Origin of the sequence: Imtechella halotolerans (assembly GCF_028743515.2) — a bacterium.
Lineage (GTDB): Bacteria > Bacteroidota > Bacteroidia > Flavobacteriales > Flavobacteriaceae > Imtechella > Imtechella halotolerans.
In genome coordinates this window covers 334,148-347,751 of record NZ_CP117969.2, presented here as the reverse complement: position 1 = coordinate 347,751, position 13,604 = coordinate 334,148, and the positions used below count along the sequence as shown (strand labels likewise).

Here is a 13,604-nt window from a genome sequence, read left to right as displayed (position 1 = left end):
AGAATAAAAAAGGTTCGTTTATAGTAGACGAACCTTTTTTATTATGCTTGTATCACTGCTGGTTTTGAACTGAACTCAAAACGAACTAACCCGTCATCATCTATTTTACTTAGTACTATTTGATGAAGTGTATTTACAAGATCAGGATTCCAAGGCGCCTTTACTTTTACATAATTTTCTGTAAATCCGTGGATATACCCCTCTTTGTTTTCACTTTCAAAAAGCACAGTTCGGCTTGAGCCAATCTGGCTCTCATAAAAAGCTCTTCGTTTCTTCACAGATAATCCTCTTAGCATTTTACTGCGCTTAGACCTCACACTCATTGGAACCACTCCATCCATATCTACAGCTTCCGTATTATCCCTCTCTGAGTAGGTAAACACATGAAGATACGAAATATCAAGCTCATTCAAGAAATGATAGGTTTCCAAAAACAATTCATCTGTCTCACCTGGAAATCCAACAATTACATCAACGCCAATACAGGCATGAGGCATGAGTTCACGTATTTTTTGCACTCTATCAACATACAGTTCCCGTAAATACCTACGTTTCATCTTTTTAAGAATAGCATTACTTCCGCTTTGTAATGGAATATGAAAATGCGGAACAAAGGTATTGCTTTGAGCTACAAACTCAATGGTTTCATTTTTCAATAAATTTGGCTCTATAGAAGATATACGCAAACGTTCAATACCTTCCACAGTGTCTAAATTTTTCACCAATTCAAGAAAGGTATGCTCATGTTTTTTATTGCCAAACTCTCCTTTCCCATAATCACCAATATTTACTCCAGTAAGAACAATTTCCTTGATATTTTGAGTTGCAATTTCAGCGGCATTTTTTAACACGTTCTCCATGGTATCACTTCTAGAAATTCCACGAGCCAGCGGTATGGTGCAATAGGTACATTTATAATCACATCCATCTTGTACTTTAAGAAAAGCACGCGTACGATCCCCTATAGAATAACTACCAACGTAAAAATCGGCTTCCGCAATTTCACAACTATGCACCTCTCCCATATCGTTTTTGGAAAGGTCATTTATATAATCGGTAATTTTAAACTTTTCAGTAGCTCCTAAAACTAAATCTACACCGTCCACGGCAGCCAACTCTTCGGGTTTTAACTGAGCATAACATCCCACAGCAGCCACAAATGCCTTCTCATTAAGCTTCAAAGCTTTTTTTACTACCTGTTTAAATTGTTTATCAGCATTGTCCGTAACTGAGCATGTATTGATTACATACATATCGGCCACTTCCTCAAAATCAACCCTATCAAAGCCTTCATCTTGAAAACTTCGAGCAATGGTAGATGTTTCTGAAAAATTCAGTTTACACCCCAAGGTATAGAATGCTACTTTTTTACGTGTCATGTACATTATTTTGAAAATCCTTAAAAACCATTCAAAAGGTCTTCGAGGCTAGGCAAATCATTACAAAACTGTATATTTACAGCCACTTGCTTTGCGGGTGCAAATATACCAACAAATTCTTGTATGACCATACGAAGTCTTTTTCATTATTTTATCATAAAAAACTACCTATCAGTAATTTGTGTTTTTTCACTATTCATAAGTTGCACACAAAAAAAGATAACAAAGGAGGAGCACCTCGTTTTTAAATATAACGAACACTCTAATGTTGCATCACTAGATCCAGCCTTTGCTCGGACCCAAAGTACAATTTGGGCAGTTCACCAACTGTATAATGGATTGGTTCAACTAGACGATAAACTTCATATACAACCAGATATTGCCAAACATTGGAGCATATCCAGCGATGCCCTAACCTACACCTTTACTATACGCAATGATGTTTATTTTCACAAGCATCCCCTTTTCGGAGAAGACAGTACTCGAACTGTTAAAGCTACTGACATTGCCTATTCATTCTCTAGATTACTAGATCCCAAAGTAGCGGCTCCAGGAAAGTGGGTTTTAAATAATGTTGAACAATTCCATGCCATTAATGATTCCATTTTCTCAATAACTCTTAAGGAACCATTTCCGGCATTTTTAGGTCTTTTAACTACAAAGTACTGTTCTGTAGTACCCAAAGAAATAGTAGAGCATTTTGGGAATGATTTTCGCAAAAACCCTATTGGTACTGGCCCCTTTCAATTTAAAAGATGGGAAGAAAATGTAAAATTGGTGTTTAGAAAAAACACCTTGTATTATGAAAAGGATGCTCATGGTGCATCTCTTCCATACCTGGAGGCAGTAGCCATCACTTTTTTACCGGATAAACAAAGTGAATTTCTTCAATTTGTGCAAGGAAATATCGACTTTCTTAATTCGTTGGATGCCTCATATAAAGATGAGCTACTTACAACCCAGGGAAGTTTAAAACCTAAATACCAACAAAAAATAACGATGAATACCGCTCCCTATCTCAACACGGAATATTTAGGTATTTTCATGAAAAATGACGTTCCAGAAGCCCAATCCGAAGCATTAAGAAAAGCTATTAATTACGGGTTTGATCGAAAAAAAATGATGCAGTATTTGCGCAATAACATTGGCACACCTGCTACTAATGGAATTATACCACAAGGGCTACCGGGTTTCAATAATCTTCAAGGCTATGATTATCAACCTGAGAAAGCAAAAGAGCTTATTCAGGCCTTCAGAGAAGAAACCAGTATAAATCAACCCCAAATTACTATTTCGACCGATGGTAATTACGTGGATGTATGTGAATACATTCAACGTGAATTGGAAAAAATAGGCATTAAAACAACCATTGATGTAATCCCATCTGCCACCCTACGACAAAGTAAAGCTACTGGAAAACTAGCTATTTTCAGAGCCAGTTGGATTGCTGACTACCCTGATGCGGAAAATTATTTATCACTTTTTTATAGCAAGAATTTTGCGCCTAACGGACCTAATTACACCCATTTCTCTAATGTACAATTTGACCAGTGGTATGAATCTGCCACCAAAGAAATTGACGAAAACAAACGAATTAAATTATATCAGAAAATGGATAGTTTGTTAATCAGTAAAGCTCCTATAGTGCCCTTATACTATGATCAAAGTATTCGCTTTACACAAAAAAATGTAAGCGGATTAGGCAGTAACCCTATTAACCTACTTACCTTAAAATATGTAAAAAAAACACCTGCTAATTAGTACCTTCTATACTTAGCTGTGAGTTCAAATACGGACTGAAGTATAGCGGCATCTTCCTCAGTAAAAACCATTTCTCGACGTTCAAACACACGTTGAGCTGTTTCAAAGGCCTTTTGTGTTTTGTATACTGTAAAACCTGCAGCGCCTCCCCAAGAAAAACTAGGAATAAAATTACGTGGAAACCCACTTCCAAAAATATTAGAACTTACTCCAATCACCGTCCCTGTATTAAACATGGTATTGATTCCACATTTACTGTGGTCTCCCATAATTAGACCACAAAATGTTCTCCCTGTACGCGCAAAGCCTTCCGTTTCATAATTCCACAAACGAACTTCCTCATAATTATTCTTGAGATTTGAAGTATTGGTATCCGCTCCAATATTACACCATTCACCTAATACAGAATTTCCCAAATAACCATCATGACCTTTATTTGAATACGCAAACAATACAGAGTTAGTCACCTCTCCCCCTACTTTACTATACGGCCCTACTGTAGTTGGTCCATAAATTTTGGCACCCATTTTTACAGTAGCCCCTTCGCATAAAGCAAGTCCACCTCTGATAATACTACCTTCCATTATCTCAGCATTTTTCCCAATATAAATAGGACCAGTGGAAGCATTTAAAGTACAAAATTCTAGCCTAGCACCTTCTTCAATAAAAATATTCTCGGGAGCAATTACATTATTACTTTGTGGAATAGGCTGGCTTTTTCTACCATCGGTAATCAATTCAAAATCAGCTTCTAGAATTTCTCCATTCTTAGCAAAAATGTCCCACGTATTTTCAATTCTGGTCACTTCTGCCTCGTACTCAATTGGTTCATAACTCTCAAAATCAACCTCTTGACCTTCCGTTGTGAAAAACGCTATAACCTCCTCTCCATAAAAAATGGCTTGATTCTCTTCCAAATTTTTCACCATTTCCACTAATTCAGCATTCGGTAAAAAAGAGGCGTTAATCATGACATTCTGCTCCATTTCCACCATAGGAAATTTTTCAGAAAGATACTCTTCGGTAATAGTAGTGGTGGTAGTTCCCAAATGTTTTTCCCACTTTTCGCGGATCGTCAATATACCAACACGAATTTCAGCCACCGGACGGGTAAAGGTTAACGGTAATAATGCATTACGCACAGTCCCGTCAAAGAGAATATAGTTCATGAGTTTTCAATTGTTTTCAGGTCAAAAATACAAAAACACTACTTTTAGTTATAAAATTACAGTCTTGTTTTTTTTTAGAATTAACTCTTATCCCTTTTATCTGCCAAAAATGGTACCTTTGTAGTAGCTATGAATCTTAATGATCTCCATAAAATAGCGCTGCAATTCGCAACCACTCAACAAATGCCCATCTTATTTTTGGGTCATGGTAGTCCTATGAACGCCATTGAACAAAATGTGTTCAACCAACATTGGCAACAGATAGGAAAATCACTTCCAAAACCCAATGCAATACTATGTGTATCGGCGCATTGGGAGACGCAAGGAACAAAAATTACTGCCATGGACCCTCCAGCCACCATTCATGATTTTGGAGGGTTTCCAAATGCACTTTATGAGATTTCATACCCCGCACCTGGAAGTTTACATTGGGCCCAAGAAATTCAGAAAGAACTTGGACAATCCACGGTTTCACTGGATTTCGAATGGGGACTAGATCATGGGACTTGGAGTGTACTTATGCACTTATACCCAGAGGCGTCCATTCCTGTATTACAACTTAGTCTTGATTATGGGAAATCACCAGAATATCATTACCAACTCGGAAAACAACTACAACAGTTACGCTCTAAGGGTGTTCTAATTGTGGGAAGTGGAAACATGGTACACAATCTTAGGAGAATGAACTGGCATCAACCACAATCTGGATATGATTGGGCTGAAGAGGCTAATACTTCTCTAAAAAGATTTATTAAAATGGATGCTACAGATCAACTTTTACAATATCACAACCTTGGACAAGCCTTACAATTGGCAATACCTACTCCAGAGCACTACTTACCTATGCTTTATATATTAGGAATGAAAACGGCGAAGGATGAAATTCATTTTTTCAATGATTCCTTTGTGTTCGGCTCAATTTCAATGACCTCATTTTGGATACATTAAGGAGAAAAGTGTCATCTAATTGAAGAAAAAAAGGTGTTTAATACAACACCCTTTTTTAGCAATCCTATCTGTTCTTCTTTTTCAATGAAAATCCATAGGCTAAACGAAGCGCCACTTGATTGGTCAAATATTCATTGTAATTTTCATAGCGCACACTAAGATCTATATGCCTGGTTGCATATCCAATACCTGGTGTCCATAAAAAAGTATTGCCTGTATCATTAATTACCCCAAGAGCAGCACCAGCCTCTCCGAGTACATAAAACTTATTTCCTAGAAATGATTTGAATCCCATTTTTAGTGGTATAAATCCATCATCTGGCAAATTATCCTTAAAAAAGTGTGTATACCCTGTAGTAAATGCTAAGGATGTCTTTTTAGACACATCATATTGAAGTCGTGCATCTGCCCCAAGTCCAACGCTATATTCATCTCCAGTAAGATAACCGGTATTCAAACCAAATCCCAAACGAAACCCTTTTTGATATTCTTGAGCTTGCAGTGTAGAAATGAAACCTAATGCACAGATTACTGCCGCCAACATAAGTTTAATACTGTTTTTCATTTTTTTCATAGATTGTAATTTTTGGGTTTTTCTTAAAACGTGAATTCCCTACATACATTTCTAAATGAAATCCTAAAAAAATGGTAAACGTTTCTAAAGGTCTCTAAAACTCCTGCTCTTCTTCCACATGATTATCATCAAATGCAGAAGGAAGCATTTTGGGAATTAGTTTTATAAATAAAGGTAATAGGATACCTCCTCCAGGAAGTGCAAAGATGGCCAGAGAAGGAATTGTTTTAAAAATTTCCAACAATTGATCCTTTACTTTTTTACGCTCACTTGGGGTCAAATCAGTTGTAGTAGATTTAGTGAGTAATACAAGTAATTCTTTACTTTGGGTAAACTCTTTTAATAATCTTTTTTTATTTCGGGTGATCAGCTTTTTAACTAATTGAGAAGAATTGTCATAAAATAGTTTAACCGGATTATCTGATTTAAAAAGACTAACGCGTTCCTGATATTTTGAAAAGAAAATGGCAACGCTATCAATAGACTCCATAATAAGATTCTCTTCTAAATACATTTGCGTACCGAGACCTACTATAAAATTTGATTCTTCATTCTCAAGTACCTTATCATCCCATGCTGAAAGACAGACAAGATCTAATAGGTAATTTTTCTCTTGTATAGTGTAGTTCGTAAAGGCCAACTCTTTAAGTGGTGCCTCAAGTCTTTTTCTTCTTTTTTGGCTATAAGATGCAGAAGCTTCAAAAAGTCTAATAAGCTGCTCATCATAAGCTGTTTTCTGGCTTTTAGAATTCAGCGTGTAATAAATAAAGTTTATAACAACATATTCCAGCCGTTGCACATAAGGCTTTACTAGTATTTGTTGAAACAAAAACTGTCTATATGCTAATACATCTACAAAAAGTAGCGAATTAGTAAGCACATTTCTAAAGTTTTTGGTTAATACATTATCATCAATATGAACTCTAGAATGTAAAATTTTCTCTAGTTGACGAGAAGGCTTGTCTTCTGCAAATAGCTTATTAAAAAAAGAAGATTCTACTGGGGTAAGCTCACCATAAAATTCAAGAACGGAAAGTACAAACTCCTTAAATCCTCCATTCTTTTTATGTTGCAGATACGCATTATGTAATGCTGACAACAAATTTAATTTTGCAATCTCATCATCAGAAAGTTGCTCCTCTCCTAACCATTTTAGTACAACTTCCACATTAATACCATAAATAAACCCTGCCTTTTTAAGAGCATTATAAAACAGCATCTCTTCTTGACCATGCCAAGCATGCTTTTTACATAAGGCGCCGTATTTATCAATCCATCCTTGTGCTGAAGGGTTCATTAAAGTAACTTTTCTTTAAGCGAAGATACTTCATAGGTGTTATACAAACGAAAAATTTAGGTAATTCCTGAATTAAGAAATAAAAAAACCGGCTTTGTTTCCAAAACCGGTCCTAACATTATTTGTTCTAATTATTCAATAATTCCACCGCAGCTTACTCTACCACCTGCGTCACCTGTTGGCTGCGTTACAAAATCATCAACACCAGCATGTACAATGATCGCTTTACCAATGATATTTTTGGTCTCATCCTCACAACCAAGACACCATTGATCTGTAGTCATAGTGATCATACCATGTCCGGATTCATCAGCCGTAAAGTTTCCTATATCACCACGGTGATAGCCTTCTTCACTTCCCCATTTTCCATGTGGTTGGAAAGTAGGATTCCAATGTCCTCCTGTAGAAGTTCCATCGGCAGCAGAACAATCCGAAGATTCATGAATGTGAATAGCATGTTCTCCTGGAGTTAAACCATTAATATGTGCCTCCATTTTAACTTGGCCATTCTCTTCAGTAAAGGTTACCATACCAGTAGCTGTACTACCACTTTTAGCCTCAAGCTTTATCATGATTTTCTTTGCTTCAGCCACTTCCGTAACAACCTCTTCCACTACTGTTTCAGTAGTTTCCTTTTTTTCAGTGTTTTTACAGCCAACTAAGGCCAGTGTCATTAACCCAATCGTTAATATACTTTGTCTTTTCATGAACTTTAGTTTTTTAATTGCCCCTAAGTTAGTCACTTTACAAAGAAAATACAATTATACACTCATATAGTTTTTTACTTTTTAGTTACACTCAAACTTATAATTTCCTAATTCTTTGATTACACTCTAAGTTTTGAAGTAACGCCAACCCTATTCAAAAAATTCATATGATTTATGGCAATAATGATCTGAGCAATTTCTTTATCGGTATAATACTCTTTTACTTGTTGATAGGTTTCATCAGTTACTCCTTTTTTTGCTATTTCTGTAATTTCTTCTGTTAACTTTAAAACCGCACGTTCCTCTTGGGTAAACAAGGTACTTTCTTCCCATGCTGTAAGTGCAAAAATTCTTCGTTGGGACTCTCCTAATCTTATTGCATCCCTAGTATGCAAATCAATGCAGAAAACACATTTATTGATTTGCGATGTTCGTATTTTAATTAGTTCTCTCAATAGTTGATTAAGTCCTGTTTTGGATAAATGTGTTTCAATACTCATAATTATACTCCAACATTCTGGCTCTAAGGATGCAATATTTATCCGTTGTTCTTGATTAATTTGTGTTGACATTATTTCGTTTTTTAGTAATTAATAATTGTTTTATTTCATGAAAGTGTTCTGTCCCTATAGTATCCCAATTAGTTATTAAGTCAAGATTTTGAAAGCGTTCTAAAAAAACCACATTACGACCAATTACTCAAATTCTATTTAAGAGCAGTACATTCTTACACTAGTTATTGATAAAAAAACAGATACGAGGAAATAAGGAACCCGCAGGCACTACATCATAGTCCATTCTATTTATCTCTGAACTCACTTAGAATATGAAACAAAGATCAAAAGATGGTAACGATATCTTCTTAAACTGGTTTAAGAAATGCTGCGCTTTCTAATTTCACTGAGATATTCTGGAGTAAAACCAAGAAAGGAAGCAATTAAATACTGAGGAACCCTTTGGATGAAATCAGGAAAATTATCCTTAAAGTGATGATACAATTCTTCCCTCGAATATTCATAAAGTAATTTGATCCGATATTGTGAAGCAGCGTACGCCTTTTGATAAACCAAATGAAAGTAGCGCTCTAATATTGGAAACTCTTGAAGCAATCGTTCTTGCTTCACTACATCTATCACCAACACCTCAGCGGCTTCAACAGCACGAATTGAATATTTTGATATGGCATTTAGAGGATAGGCAGCAAAATCAGTAGTCCACCATCCCTCAAGAGCAAAATCTATGGTCTGTTCCACCCCATTTTCTTTCGTATAAAAAATTTGTAAACATCCTTTTTGTACATAAAACAAATGCTGACAAATAGTGTCCTCTTTCAGTAAGAGTTCTTTTTTCTTTACGGTACGATAATTAAAAAATTGATTCAAAGTAGTAACGTCAATTTCCTTGGCATTAATAAATCGATCCATGTGTTCTTTAAGGTGAATTGTCGTCATACTATGATCTAGGTTAATTTACAAATCAATTATCTTTAAATCCTTACAAATTTAAGTATGATTTTCAAAAGGTCTATAGTGCAAAATCTAACGTAACCTATAGGTCACTTTTTCACAAACTCAGGAACAAACTACGACCCTTTATGTATTGGGCTAAACATGCTTTATTAAATTCAAATAAAATTGGCATACACTTTTAACATTCAATAACTTATAGACCATACCCCCCCTATATTATATTTGTTTACCACACAAAATTATGTATCTTTATCTAGCTATCAATTAGCAATTTTTGGTCATTTTACCCTAGCCCGTTAAACGGACGATTTGACTTTCCTGAATGACCATTTACAAACATGTAACATTCATTTGTTTAACCCCTGTTAGGTGGTTACGTACTGGTATTGTTTTGACGCCTCTTTTGCTATTAATATAATAGCAATAGTGAGGATTGAGCCCTAATGAACACATAGTTTATCATGAGAAAACAAGCTAATTAACTTATTTACTTCAATCCATTTGCAAAAATGAACTATAATGAAAACAACCACCAATGGACTTCCTTAAGTTTTAAAAATGAAGTGGCCACTAATTTTGAAGAATTTTCCCAAGAATTATCCTGTTCACCTAATGAAACAATGACGGCTATGCTTCATTTTTTTAAAATTCATAAGATTTCACCATTTGATACTTTAAACGAGAATTTGGCGTCGTTGGAAAATACATTACATAAAAGAATTAATGCGCTGATAGCTATTATTAAAAACATTGAAAAAACGCAAACGAAACCAACTTACGCCATGATTCAATTACTCTTTCAAGAAAATGACCTAGAAGATGAAACTCCCCAATATATTGAACGTAGACAGGGTAACGAGGTTGAATTCACACAAGCTACAACTGATTTTGAGCAGCAATTTCTTGAAGAAGAAAAAAAGAACAAACTATTAAAAAAACAAATAGAAACCCTGCTCAATAATAGCTTACCTATTAATACTCCCTTTGGAAATCAATATTACCGCTTAGAAATCACAAAAGAGAAAATGGAATCCCTAATAAATGAATATAACCATGTATATCAACATATCACCTCAGAAAATGGGGGTTAAATATCAAAAAAGTGCCGCTAATTTTGTGGCATATCTTGAAAAGGAAAACAATGAAACAGCATTAGCTTCTTGTGAACATTTCTTTTCTCAATACGAAGACTCAGTATCAAGTAATGAGGTAAGCACTCGTATTGATGCTAATACTTCCAACCTACATAAAAACCACCCCAAATTTTATACAATTACAATTAATCCAAGTCAAAAGGAGTTAGCGCATTTAACGAAGCATTCTAGCAATCTAAAGGATTATGTCAGAGAGTTAATGAAACACTATGCAGCCTCCTTTAACCGTGAAATATATGGAAGAAAAGTCACCGTAGATGATCTGGTATATTTTGCAAAAATCGAGCACAAACGCACTTTTAAAAGAACTGACAAAGCTGTGTTGGAGAACAGACCTATTGTAGCTGAAATAAAACAACTAAAACAGGAAATAAAGAAAATAGAATCAGGTGAACTAACAGGGAATATTGCTAGATATCGACTAAAAATTAAAGAATTAGAAGAATCAATTCCATACCGTCAAAACGGTCAAATAATTGTCCAAGGAATGGAAAAAGAAGGAATACAGACCCATGTTCATATTATAATGAGCCGAAAAGATGCAACAAATAAGCATAGTATCTCTCCTGGGAGTAAACAGATAGCATCAGAAGTATTCCTCAATGGAAAGCTAATTAAAGTTGGTTTTCACAGAGATGGCTTTGTTGCTAAAGCAGAATTGTGTTTTGATACGATGTTTCAATATCGACGCAATTATGCAGAACACTACCAGGCTAGAAAAACGTTTATTAAAGATCCTCATTTGTATTTCTCCAATATCTACAAACTATCTGTCCAAGAGAAAAGAAAGGCATTTGAAATCATTAGACCACTTAGGGAAAAAAGAATCATTCCAGCCATTTCTATTACGAAAGCTCAACTTGCCCTCAAAGTATTTAAAAGACTCAAAAAGGGCCTGAACCATGCCATCCAATCAGCCTCAATCGAGTTATGAAACACCCTACTGCACAAATACTTGTTTCGCTTTTGCCTTATGCAATTACTCTGATTATTATTTGGAGTCTCCTTAGTAACAGAAAATATAAGGAGGAAGTGTCCTTTAGAGTTCGACTAAAACTAGCCAACGGTAGGTTTCAAATGAGTAATATCCGCAGGGGAATCTGCATCATTGGGGCAGCTGGTAGCGGTAAAACTGAAAGTGTAATTTACGCCCTTCTCCAACATTTTAGCAAGTATCAATTTTCAGGAATTATCCATGACTATAAAGACTGTGAACTAACTGAAATAGCTTGGCCACTCTTTCGGAACAGAAAGATTCCCTTCTTTATCATCTCTTTTGATGAGATTAGATACAGAGTAAATCCAATCTCACCAATATACCTCCCTAATGAGGAAAGTGTACATGAAATCTCTAAAGTACTAATAGAAAATTTACTGGATCATAACCCTACACAGGTGTCTGGAAGTAATAAATTTTTCACTGATGCAATGGAAGGACTATTAGCTGGGCTAATCTGGAAACTGCGAACCCACTATCCATCATTTTGCACCATTCCTCATGTCATTGCCATTTTCCAATACCTTGACACCAAGAGTCTGGTTTCCTTTTTAAACTCAGATCTAACCTCAAAAAGTATGGCTGGTGCCTTTATAGCAGGGATAAACTCAGACAAACAAACAGCCGGTGTAAAAAGTAGTTTAGCCAATGTTTTTAAGAAAATTAGTTCTAAAAGACTTTTTATGGTATTGTCAAAAAATGAAGTCCCTTTACAAATAAATCACCCCCATCATAAGGCTATTATAGCCATTAGCAACAGTCCACAATATGATGCTTTCTATGCACCAATTATTGCCTCTATTATTCATACCGCTATCAAACAAATGAGTGTACGGCATAGAGATCCTTCTTTTCTTCTAATGGAAGAAGCCTCTACTATCAAATTACCCAATATGCATCGTATTCCAGCTACCTTACGAAGCTACAATATTAGCACTGTATATGTATTGCAGGATAAAATACAAAACGATATTCTGTATGGAGAAAAGACTAGTAAGGCGATACTTAGTAATCTTTCTTATCAATTCTTTGGAAAAGTAAACGAACCAGAAACAGCTAAGCACTATGAGCAATTTTTCGAAATCATAAAACAACCTACTCTAAGTGTGAGTAGAAGTAGTGGTTTTAGCCTAGAAAGTCGAATAACCAAGGGAGAGAAAGAGGTTGCCAAACGAAGATCAAACAGTTTCTTTCGTCTTCAAACGGGAGAATTTATTGCTTTTGCAGACGGAAAAGATAAAAAATTACGATTTCCATTACCAAAAATACATAAGGAATTACCTGCCAAAAAGGCCTTATACTCTGACCATGATATACAGTTAAATTTTGAACGGATTCACCGTGAAATTCAATCCATTTTTAAGGAACCTTAAATCCTTCGGTAGTATTTTCTCTTAGCCTTTATATATCTAAATCTAAAATCATCATAAAACAAACTCCCTATTAAAATAAAAGCGCCAAAACTTAGGGTATTTAACCCTAATCCAATTTTGGTATACAAAAACCCACCAACTAGTCCACCGGTAAAAAAGCACAAAATAATGTACACTCTCAGCCTGATAGTTGCTTTTATTTTTGCTTTGAAGGAAGGTACTTTGGAAAAATATAGATGAGATAGATCAATTCCTAAATCTGTAAAAAGACCCGTTAAATGCGTTGTTCTGACTACAGCGTTTGAAATCTTAGTCACAAATGAATTTTGTAGGCCCATGGCAAAAAGTAACAAACAAACTATAAAATCTGGATATTTCATTTCCATAAAATTACTTACCAAAGAGATCGATACTAAGATGAAACTTTCAAGTAGGGTTGGTACCACATAAACATTTAGCTTTTTACTTTCTTTAAATTTTTCAATTAGAAAACTTGATAAGAATGAACCAAAAAGAAATGAAAAAATGTAGAGAAAGTAAATGGTTCCTTTCCAAAACTCAACCTCAGCCACATCATTAATAAACAATGCAAAATGACCAGTTACATTTGTAGTAAGTTGCTTAAAGGATAAAAAGCCTGTAACATTAACAATTCCAGCAACAAATGAAAGTACAATAGCTATATTAATATTGTGCTTTAATGTTCTACTTCTCCCTTGATGACGAAACATTATAATAAGGTATTATATCTGTATTCCTTTCTTGTCCTAGCTACT

The 13,604-nt window shown here is 35.1% G+C and carries 13 protein-coding genes; 5 read left to right on the top strand and 8 right to left on the bottom strand.

The window, feature by feature from the left end; genetic code table 11:
* Positions 1 to 41: 41 nt before the first annotated feature.
* Entirely contained in the window at positions 42 to 1,379 is a 1,338-nt protein-coding gene (mtaB, locus tag PT603_RS01660) for a tRNA (N(6)-L-threonylcarbamoyladenosine(37)-C(2))-methylthiotransferase MtaB (protein ID WP_008237932.1), read from the bottom strand.
* A gap of 123 nt (positions 1,380 to 1,502) precedes the next feature.
* Here mtaB and PT603_RS01655 point away from each other — a divergent pair, with 123 nt between their 5' ends.
* Positions 1,503 to 3,140 (top strand): ABC transporter substrate-binding protein, encoded by a 1,638-nt coding sequence (locus PT603_RS01655; protein WP_008237934.1) that lies wholly within the window; start codon positions 1,503 to 1,505, stop codon positions 3,138 to 3,140.
* Here PT603_RS01655 and PT603_RS01650 read toward each other — a convergent pair.
* Positions 3,137 to 4,309, bottom strand: a complete 1,173-nt coding sequence (locus PT603_RS01650; protein WP_008237936.1) for a GlmU family protein — start codon at positions 4,307 to 4,309, stop codon at positions 3,137 to 3,139. The two genes, PT603_RS01655 and PT603_RS01650, sit on opposite strands and share 4 nt — an antisense overlap.
* A gap of 129 nt (positions 4,310 to 4,438) precedes the next feature.
* On the opposite strand from PT603_RS01650, the gene ygiD reads away from it, so the two are divergent.
* Positions 4,439 to 5,257: a 4,5-DOPA-extradiol-dioxygenase gene (gene ygiD / locus PT603_RS01645; RefSeq protein ID WP_008237938.1), complete on the top strand. Its 819-nt coding sequence runs from the start codon at positions 4,439 to 4,441 to the stop codon at positions 5,255 to 5,257.
* A 64-nt stretch (positions 5,258 to 5,321) separates the two neighbouring features.
* Here the strand turns inward: ygiD and PT603_RS01640 are convergent, their stop codons facing one another.
* From PT603_RS01640 to PT603_RS01620, 5 genes are all read right to left on the bottom strand, one after another.
* A complete protein-coding gene (locus tag PT603_RS01640; RefSeq protein WP_008237940.1) occupies positions 5,322 to 5,831 on the bottom strand; it encodes a putative outer membrane beta-barrel protein in 510 nt (169 codons plus the stop codon).
* A 94-nt stretch (positions 5,832 to 5,925) separates the two neighbouring features.
* On the bottom strand, positions 5,926 to 7,128 hold the full coding sequence (locus PT603_RS01635; RefSeq protein ID WP_008237942.1) for an LETM1-related biofilm-associated protein: 1,203 nt from the start codon (positions 7,126 to 7,128) through the stop codon (positions 5,926 to 5,928).
* Positions 7,129 to 7,259: 131 nt separating this feature from the next.
* On the bottom strand, positions 7,260 to 7,835 hold the full coding sequence (locus PT603_RS01630) for a superoxide dismutase family protein (RefSeq protein WP_008237944.1): 576 nt from the start codon (positions 7,833 to 7,835) through the stop codon (positions 7,260 to 7,262).
* Between the two features lie 119 nt (positions 7,836 to 7,954).
* Positions 7,955 to 8,407 carry a carboxymuconolactone decarboxylase family protein gene (locus PT603_RS01625; protein WP_008237946.1) on the bottom strand — a complete coding sequence of 151 codons (453 nt, stop codon included), beginning with the start codon at positions 8,405 to 8,407 and terminating at the stop codon, positions 7,955 to 7,957.
* 300 nt (positions 8,408 to 8,707) lie between these two features.
* Positions 8,708 to 9,286, bottom strand: a complete 579-nt coding sequence (locus PT603_RS01620) for a Crp/Fnr family transcriptional regulator (protein ID WP_040488612.1) — start codon at positions 9,284 to 9,286, stop codon at positions 8,708 to 8,710.
* Positions 9,287 to 9,813: 527 nt separating this feature from the next.
* On the opposite strand from PT603_RS01620, the gene PT603_RS01615 reads away from it, so the two are divergent.
* The 3 genes from PT603_RS01615 to PT603_RS01605 are packed head-to-tail and all read left to right on the top strand — an operon-like array spanning position 9,814 to position 12,828.
* On the top strand, positions 9,814 to 10,395 hold the full coding sequence (locus PT603_RS01615) for a BfmA/BtgA family mobilization protein (RefSeq protein ID WP_008237951.1): 582 nt from the start codon (positions 9,814 to 9,816) through the stop codon (positions 10,393 to 10,395).
* Positions 10,358 to 11,392: a MobB family relaxase gene (mobB, locus tag PT603_RS01610; RefSeq protein WP_040488636.1), complete on the top strand. Its 1,035-nt coding sequence runs from the start codon at positions 10,358 to 10,360 to the stop codon at positions 11,390 to 11,392. The genes PT603_RS01615 and mobB overlap by 38 nt, the downstream gene beginning before the upstream one ends.
* Positions 11,389 to 12,828: a type IV secretory system conjugative DNA transfer family protein gene (locus PT603_RS01605; protein ID WP_008237955.1), complete on the top strand. Its 1,440-nt coding sequence runs from the start codon at positions 11,389 to 11,391 to the stop codon at positions 12,826 to 12,828. The genes mobB and PT603_RS01605 overlap by 4 nt, the downstream gene beginning before the upstream one ends.
* On the opposite strand, the gene PT603_RS01600 is transcribed toward PT603_RS01605, so the two are convergent.
* On the bottom strand, positions 12,825 to 13,559 hold the full coding sequence (locus PT603_RS01600) for a YoaK family protein (protein WP_008237957.1): 735 nt from the start codon (positions 13,557 to 13,559) through the stop codon (positions 12,825 to 12,827). The two genes, PT603_RS01605 and PT603_RS01600, sit on opposite strands and share 4 nt — an antisense overlap.
* Positions 13,560 to 13,604 lie beyond the last annotated feature (45 nt).

Bases quoted from the DNA above. Each gene is read 5' to 3' on its own strand.
- PT603_RS01650 (WP_008237936.1), bottom strand. From the start codon at position 4,309: ATGAACTATATTCTCTTTGACGGGACTGTGCGTAATGCATTATTACCG.
- PT603_RS01630 (WP_008237944.1), bottom strand. From the start codon at position 7,835: ATGAAAAGACAAAGTATATTAACGATTGGGTTAATGACACTGGCCTTA.
- PT603_RS01635 (WP_008237942.1), bottom strand. From the start codon at position 7,128: ATGAACCCTTCAGCACAAGGATGGATTGATAAATACGGCGCCTTATGT.
- ygiD (WP_008237938.1), top strand. From the start codon at position 4,439: ATGAATCTTAATGATCTCCATAAAATAGCGCTGCAATTCGCAACCACT.
- mtaB (WP_008237932.1), bottom strand. From the start codon at position 1,379: ATGACACGTAAAAAAGTAGCATTCTATACCTTGGGGTGTAAACTGAAT.
- PT603_RS01640 (WP_008237940.1), bottom strand. From the start codon at position 5,831: ATGAAAAAAATGAAAAACAGTATTAAACTTATGTTGGCGGCAGTAATC.
- mobB (WP_040488636.1), top strand. From the start codon at position 10,358: ATGTATATCAACATATCACCTCAGAAAATGGGGGTTAAATATCAAAAA.
- PT603_RS01600 (WP_008237957.1), bottom strand. From the start codon at position 13,559: ATGTTTCGTCATCAAGGGAGAAGTAGAACATTAAAGCACAATATTAAT.
- PT603_RS01605 (WP_008237955.1), top strand. From the start codon at position 11,389: ATGAAACACCCTACTGCACAAATACTTGTTTCGCTTTTGCCTTATGCA.
- PT603_RS01620 (WP_040488612.1), bottom strand. From the start codon at position 9,286: ATGACGACAATTCACCTTAAAGAACACATGGATCGATTTATTAATGCC.
- PT603_RS01615 (WP_008237951.1), top strand. From the start codon at position 9,814: ATGAACTATAATGAAAACAACCACCAATGGACTTCCTTAAGTTTTAAA.
- PT603_RS01655 (WP_008237934.1), top strand. From the start codon at position 1,503: ATGACCATACGAAGTCTTTTTCATTATTTTATCATAAAAAACTACCTA.
- PT603_RS01625 (WP_008237946.1), bottom strand. From the start codon at position 8,407: ATGTCAACACAAATTAATCAAGAACAACGGATAAATATTGCATCCTTA.